We start from the raw sequence: 6728 nt of genomic DNA, 5'->3' as shown, positions 1-6728 counted from the left end.
GCCACCAGGGCGCGGGTCAGCCCGGAGAAGGGCGCCGAGGCGCCCCGGATGTCGCGTTCAGAACGGGATGTGTCGCAAGCAGGCTCAGACGCCGAAGGCGCGGCGCAGGGCCTGGGCCAGTTCGGCATGGGCCTGGGCGGCTTCGGGCAGGAAACGCCCCATGTTGATGAAGTCGTGCAGCACGCCGGGCCAGACGCGCTCGGTCACGGGCACCCCGGCGGCGCGCAGGCGCTCGGCGTAGAGGCGGCCGTCGTCGGCCAGGGGGTCGCATTCGGCCAGACCGATCCAGGCCGGTGCCACGCCGCTGTGCCCGGGCGCGTGCAGGGGCTCGCGGTGCCAGGGCTCGCGGGCCTGGCCCTGCGACTGGGCATCGAACCAGCCCATCAGCTCGGCGCTCAGCAGGGTGTTGCGCGAAAAGGCCCTGAAGGACGCCGTGGCCGCACGCGTCTGCACCGAGGGGTAGAACAGCGCCTGCAGGGCCAGGGGGATGCCTGCGTCGCGGGCCAGCAAGGCGGTGCTGGCGGCCAGGGTGCCCCCGGCGCTGTCGCCACCCACGGCGATGCGGCGGGTGTCCAGGCCCAGGGTGGCGCCGTGCTCGGCCAGCCATTGCAGGGCGGCAAAGCTGTCGTCCAGGCCCGCAGGAAAGCGGTGCTCGGGCGCCAGGCGGTAGTCGATGGCCACCACGGCGGCCTCGGCCTGCAGGGCCAGCTGGCGGCACATGGATTCGCAGGTGTCGGTGCTGCCGATCACAAAGCCACCCCCATGCAGGTAGAGCAGCACCGGCAGGGCCGGATCGTGCGAAGGCGCCCACAGGCGTGCGGGAATCCGACCCGCCGGGCCCGGAATTTCGAAGCGCTCGGCGCGTGGCACGGGGGCGTGAGGCAGTTCGGTGGCCCCCACACCGGCCCGGTAGGCCATGCGGGCGGCGTCCACCGGCAAGGTGTGCAGGGGTGGGAAGCCGGCGCGCTGCACGTTGTCGAGCAGGGCCTGGGTCAGGGCGGTGAAGGTGGCAGCAGGCATGAGGGACGTGAGGCGAGGGTGGGCTCAGGGCAGGCTGACGCGGATCTCCAGCAGGCGGCTGTCGGCCTCGTCGAGCGAGCGGGTCGACAGCGTACCAGTTTCACTGCGCTGACCTTGGCCACCGCTGCGCGCCACCACCACCCACTGCCCCAGCGGCACGGCCAGGGTGGTGGCCACCTCGGTCTGCATGACCTGCCCGTCGGGCGCCATGGCCCCGTAGCGTCCGGCGGCATTGCCTGCCTGGCGCGAACGCGCCTCCAGCTCGACCCGCACCAGGGCCTGGCCACCCGGCCAGCGGGGCCGAACCGTCAGGCCCTGCCCCAGGTCCAGCCAGGCCGTCTGGGCCCAGGCCTGCACGCCTTGCTGACTGCTGCGGGTGCTGGTGGCCGTGCTGGTGGCCGCGCCGGTGCCCCCTGCACCAGACGTGCCCGCCCCCTGCGGGCTTTGCAGCGAGGAGGACTGGCTGCTCGACTGCCCCGCCCCCCAGGCCCACTGCCACACCGTGTAAGGCTGGCTGCTGCCCAGGAACAGGCGCGCCTGCCCGCCGTTGAACACCATGATCTGCTGCACGCTGCGGGACTCGCCCTCGGTCTGGGCCACGCTGCCGCCCATGCCGATCACCGTGGTCTGGCTGTGCCCACTCTGGGTGCTGACCACGTAGCCGCCGGGCACCGGGGCAGGCAGGCGCCGTGTTTCGGGCGTGCCGCGGCGGCCGGCGGTGACCACGCCCAGCGTCTGCTCGCTGCGCTGCCCCTGTTCACCCACCCGCCACTCGACCAGCAGGTTGCGCTGCGGCAGGGCCTGGGCCTGCGCCCCCAGGGGCCAGAGCGGAGAAAGCGTGCAAAGCGCACAAGTGACGGCGGCGGCACACCTTATTCCACCGCTTGGAAAATTCCACATGCGCGATCCTCAAGTCATGGCCCCGCGGGGTCGATAAACGTCCAATCTGCCACAAAGCCCCGTCAGCCGATGCGGTCTCAGGCAGCCCACCCAAGTGAACCTCGAGATGGAGGCTGGCAAACATGCAGCTCGAAGCCCTGTTCAAACAACCCCAGGCCCTGCCGGCCGTCCCCAAGATCGTGCACGAGCTGATCGACAGCTTCAACAGCGATGACATCTCCATCGATGAGATCGCCAAGAAGCTGGCGGCCGACCCCGTGCTCTCGGCCCGCCTGCTGCGCCTGGCCAACTCGGCCTACTACCACGTGTCGCGCAGCATCGGCACAGTCAACGAAGCGCTGGCGATGCTGGGCTTCGTCACCGTGCGCACCCTGGTGATCAGCTCTGGTCTGACCGGCGGCTACAAATCCATGCCCGGCATGGACCTGGGCCGCTTCTGGCGCTACAGCCTGCACACGGCCGCCGTGGCCGGCTGGCTGGCCAAGAAGGCCGGCATCAACGGCGACCAGGCCTTCACCGTGGGCCTGATGCACAGCATCGGCGAGCTGGTGATGCACGCCGGCATGCCCGAACAGATGCTGCAGCTGGACAAGCTGGCCTCGCCCATGGACGCCCGTCGTCTCGACATGGAACGCACCTCCTTCGGCTACACCTTCGCCGATGTGGGCGCGGAGCTGGCCCGCCAGTGGCGCTTCCCGATCGCCTTTGCCGAGGCCATCAAGCACTTCCCCGACCCGCTGGGCCACGAGCCCTTCGACCCGGCCTCGGCCGTGCTGCACCTCTCGGCCTGGCGCGCCCGTGCCGAGCACAACGGCCTGACGCCCGAAGAAATGGCCTCCACCGTGCCCGTGGCCGTGCTGCAGAAGCTGGGCCTCAACGCGGATGCCTTCCTGAGCGACATGCCCCCCTTGAGCGAACTGGCCGAAGGCCTGGAAGCCATGCTGGGCTGAGGCCTGCCCCGGGCACCTGCCCGGCGCCTTCAGATCGACAGCGGATCGACGTCCACCGCCCAGCGGATCAAGCCGCTGCGGCGGTGTTGCGGCGCCAGGGCCAGCCACAGCGGCTGGGCGGCACCCAGGAGACGCTGCAAGGCCACGCGCTGGCGTGACTCGATCATCAGCTGTGCCCGCTCCACATTGGCCACCCGCTGGATGGGCGTGGGCACCGCCGGGTAGAGCGTGATGCCCCCCAGTTCGTCGGCCAGGTGCTGCACCGCCTGCACCGCCTCGACCAGAAAGGCCTGGGCCGCCTCCTGCGTCTTGCCCTCGGCCCGCAACATGGCCAGGCTGGCGTAAGGCGGCAGACCGGCCATCTCGCGCTCCTTCAACTGCTGGCGCGCAAAGTCTGCGTAGTCGTAGCGGCGCAGCGCCTGGTAGAGGGCATGCGTCGGGTGCCAGGTCTGCACCCACATCTCGCTGTGACCGGCCACGCCGGCATCGCGCCCGGCCCGGCCCGCGGCCTGCAGCAGCAGCGCGAACTGGCGCTCGGCCGCGCGGAAGTCGCTGGCGAACAGGGCGGCATCGGGGTTCACGGCCGCCACCAGGGTGATGCGCCGGAAATCGTGCCCCTTGGCCACCATCTGCGTGCCCACCAGCACATCGACCTCGCCCGCGTGCACGCTGGCCAGCTGCGCCTCCAGCGCGCCTTTGTGCCGGGTCACGTCGGCATCGATGCGGCCCACGCGTGCCCCAGGCAGCACCTCGGCCAGCTGCTCTTCCAGGCGCTCGGTGCCCCGGCCCACGGGCGCGATGTCGGTGTTGCCGCAGTCGGGGCAGGCACGCGGCACGCGTTCGGTGAAGCCACAGTGGTGACAGCGCAGGCTGCGGTCGACCTTGTGGAAGACACGCCAGGCACTGCAGTGCGGGCAGCCGCTTTTCCAGCCACAGTCGCTGCAATGCAGCACGGGCGCATAGCCCCGGCGGTTGAGCAGCACCAGGCTTTGCTCACCACGCTCGACCCGCTGGGTGATGGCCTCCAGCAGCTCGCGCGCCAGCGGCGGCGGCTCGCGCCCCGCCACGCCTTTCGGGGCCTTCGACTGGTCCAGCACCCGCACCGTGGGCATGATGCCGTCGCCCACCCGGGCCGGCATGGCCAGGCGCACATAGCGGCCGGTGCCGCCCTCGGCCGGCGGCAGGGCATTGAACCAGCTCTCCAGGCTGGGCGTGGCCGAGCCCAGGATGACCGGCACCTTTTCAAGGTGGGCGCGGTAGACGGCCAGGTCGCGGGCCGAGTAGCGGGCACCGTCCTGCTGCTTGTAGCTGGGGTCGTGCTCTTCGTCGACCACGATCAGGCCCAGGCGCGGCAGCGGCGTGAACACCGACAGGCGCGTGCCCAGGACGATGTCGGCATGGCCGTAGTGCGCCATCAACCAGTTGCGCAGGCGCTGGGCCGGCGTGAGCCCGCTGTGCAGGGACACGATCTGGCGGCCCGCAAAGCGCCGCGCCACCCGGGCTTCCAGCTGGGGCGTGAGGTTGATCTCGGGCACCATCATCAGCACCTGGCGGCCGGCATCCAGCGTGCGCTGGGCCTGGCGCAGGTAGACCTCGGTCTTGCCGCTGCCGGTGCTGCCCCACAGCAGGTAGGGCTTGGGGCCCGGCGTGGCCAGTTCGGTCAGGGCATCGGCCTGTTGTGCAGTGAGGGTGGGCAGGGCCTCGGGGCCGACAGCCCCGGCCGCCACGGTTTCATCGCCCGCATGGGCAGCAAGGGCTGCAAGCTCAGCACTTGAGCCTGCCACGGCCTTGTCCAGGCGCTTGAGGCGACGGGCCCACTGTTCGGCATCGAGCTGGCGCAGCTCGGGCGGCAGCACCATCAGGGCCATTTCGCCCAGGCTGCGCTGGTAATAGGTGGCGGCGAAGGCCACGAGCTGGCGCCAGGCTGCGGGCAGGGGAGGCAGACCGGTCAGCACCTCGGTGAGGGGTTTGAGGCGGCCCAGGTCGAACGCGACCTCGTCGTCGCCTCCTGCTGGCGCAGACCAGACCACACCCGTGACCACCCGCTTGCCCAGGGGCACGCGCACCAGGGTGCCGGGCGGCCAGGCCTGCTCGCCCAGGTAGTCCAGCGGGCCGGTGAGGCCACTGTGCTGGGGGGCTTCGACCACCACGGGCACGCGACACGTCGCCCTGGGCGCCGCACCGGGCTCACCAGGGGGCGCTTGTCTCCCGATTTCTGACAATGGCATGAGGATGTGGTGGCAAGTGCTTGATTCTGCAGGCCTCCGTCCTTGTCCACGGGACCTGTGGATAACTTTGTGGGAAAGCCTTGCAAACGCGCGCTAACTGCTTGTCAGACCGTGGTTTCACTCACTTTGCCTCAAGAAGTGGCATGCGAGACGATCTGTTATGAATCAACAACTTAGCGCGTAAGTGCGCACATGATACCGCCCTGCAGGCTTTGCACCCTTGCTGTGCACACGCTCGCGCCACAGTGGGGATAACTGAGCGCCCCACTTTGGCAATCAAGGGTATTCCCTAGTTGCTCAAAGCCTGACACGGCTTGTCAGCGAGGCGTGACAAATTGCACGATTGGCGAGCACCCGTGGCGCGATCCGACTAAACAGAAATTGAGGCTGGGTTTAACGGACGCCGAATCAGGGGGGTTGGGCAAATGAGCGCAAGTTGCACTGCACAAGATGCTGCTAAGTGCTTGATTCTTGGTCGCCAGAACTTGCCCACGCTTTCTGTGGATAACTTTGTGGGAAACCGCTGCACACCGGCGCTAACTGCTTGTCAGCTCAGGGTTTCCCCGGCTCTGCCGCATCTTGGGGCACAGGCGTTTATTTGTTATGAATCAAGCACTTGGCACACATGCCCGTGATTTCCACGCAGGCTGTCATGTGTGGTCAACTTGTCCACCTCGCTCGCCCCTGGATGGGGATAAGTGGGGCCGCCTACCATGAAAATAGGGCGCTTCCTGCACCGATTCGGCCTCGGTTTTGTGCTACGCCAGCCACTTGTGCACAGGCCGGAAGCCCTCCCCGGGGAAAACCCGCATCACACCCAAACACCCGTTTGAAGCAGGTATGCTGAGCGCTGCACACCGGCACACCGCGCCCCTGGCGGGATGCCGTGCGAACCGATCCAACCCATCTGTGTAGAGAGACACCGACATGAGCTTCTCGATCGAATCCAAACTCGGCGACCTGCTGGACAACGACACCACCAAGGCCATCCTGGAAAAGCACCTGCCGGGCATCTCCAGCCACCCGCAGATCGCCATGGGCAAGGGCTTTGCCCTGTCGATGGTCGCCAAGTTCTCCGGTGGCCTGATCACCGAAGAGCTGCTGGCCAAGGTCAACGAAGACCTCGCTGCCCTGGGCTGATCGCCCCGCGCCTCGCGCACTGACCAAAGCCTCCTACGGGAGGCTTTTTGCTGGGCGCAGCGCGATCAGAGCGTGCCGATGCAGCGCGCCGCCCCGCACTGGCAGCGCAGGCGGCCACCGTGGTGGGTGGGCCCGTAGCGCACGGTGATTTCTTCGCCCGGGGCAATGTCGTGCAGGGCGTAGAGCGCGACCCGGCCCTGCTGCACCTTGAGCTGGGCGTTGGGCTCGCAGGCGTGGTTGGCGAAGCGCAGGGGGTCGGTCGAGGCGCTGGCGTCCACGGCACGCTGGTCGGAGACCGCGACCATGAAGATGCGCCCGGTGCGCCGCTCGGCCTCGCGGGCCCGGCGTCGGGCCTCGGCCAGGCTGACGAACTCGCCACGCACCTCGCCGATCTTGCGGCGCGCGGGGATGGGCTCGGCCGCGAAGGCGCCCTGGCCATCGATGGCGCTGGGGCCCACGGTCACGGCGAACTTCTGCGTGATGTCGTTCA

6 protein-coding genes are annotated in these 6728 nt (G+C 69.0%); 2 read left to right on the top strand and 4 right to left on the bottom strand.

Annotated elements, in window-relative coordinates; translation table 11 throughout:
* Nucleotides 1-84: 84 nt before the first annotated feature.
* Together QZ994_RS17830 and QZ994_RS17825 are read right to left on the bottom strand one after the other, a co-directional pair.
* The gene (locus QZ994_RS17830) at nt 85-1020 is read right to left on the bottom strand and encodes an alpha/beta hydrolase (protein WP_290874845.1); all 936 of its coding nucleotides are present in this window, start codon (nt 1018-1020) and stop codon (nt 85-87) included.
* 24 nt (nt 1021-1044) lie between these two features.
* Complete coding sequence (locus QZ994_RS17825) at nt 1045-1920, bottom strand: hypothetical protein (RefSeq protein WP_290874842.1); 876 nt, start codon at nt 1918-1920, stop codon at nt 1045-1047.
* A 122-nt stretch (nt 1921-2042) separates the two neighbouring features.
* On the opposite strand from QZ994_RS17825, the gene QZ994_RS17820 reads away from it, so the two are divergent.
* A complete protein-coding gene (locus QZ994_RS17820) occupies nt 2043-2870 on the top strand; it encodes an HDOD domain-containing protein (RefSeq protein WP_290874839.1) in 828 nt (275 codons plus the stop codon).
* Between the two features lie 29 nt (nt 2871-2899).
* Here the strand turns inward: QZ994_RS17820 and priA are convergent, their stop codons facing one another.
* Nucleotides 2900-5098 carry a primosomal protein N' gene (gene priA, locus QZ994_RS17815; protein ID WP_290874836.1) on the bottom strand — a complete coding sequence of 733 codons (2199 nt, stop codon included), beginning with the start codon at nt 5096-5098 and terminating at the stop codon, nt 2900-2902.
* A 927-nt stretch (nt 5099-6025) separates the two neighbouring features.
* Here priA and QZ994_RS17810 point away from each other — a divergent pair.
* Nucleotides 6026-6238 (top strand): hypothetical protein, encoded by a 213-nt coding sequence (locus QZ994_RS17810; RefSeq protein ID WP_290874833.1) that lies wholly within the window; start codon nt 6026-6028, stop codon nt 6236-6238.
* Between the two features lie 65 nt (nt 6239-6303).
* On the opposite strand, the gene QZ994_RS17805 is transcribed toward QZ994_RS17810, so the two are convergent.
* The gene (locus tag QZ994_RS17805) at nt 6304-6720 is read right to left on the bottom strand and encodes an SET domain-containing protein-lysine N-methyltransferase (RefSeq protein WP_290874848.1); all 417 of its coding nucleotides are present in this window, start codon (nt 6718-6720) and stop codon (nt 6304-6306) included.
* Nucleotides 6721-6728 lie beyond the last annotated feature (8 nt).

It is taken from the genome of Aquabacterium sp., from assembly GCF_021768455.1.
GTDB lineage: Bacteria > Pseudomonadota > Gammaproteobacteria > Burkholderiales > Burkholderiaceae_C > Aquabacterium.
Note: the sequence above shows the minus strand (reverse complement) of the source record. Positions and strands in the feature narration are given on the sequence as shown.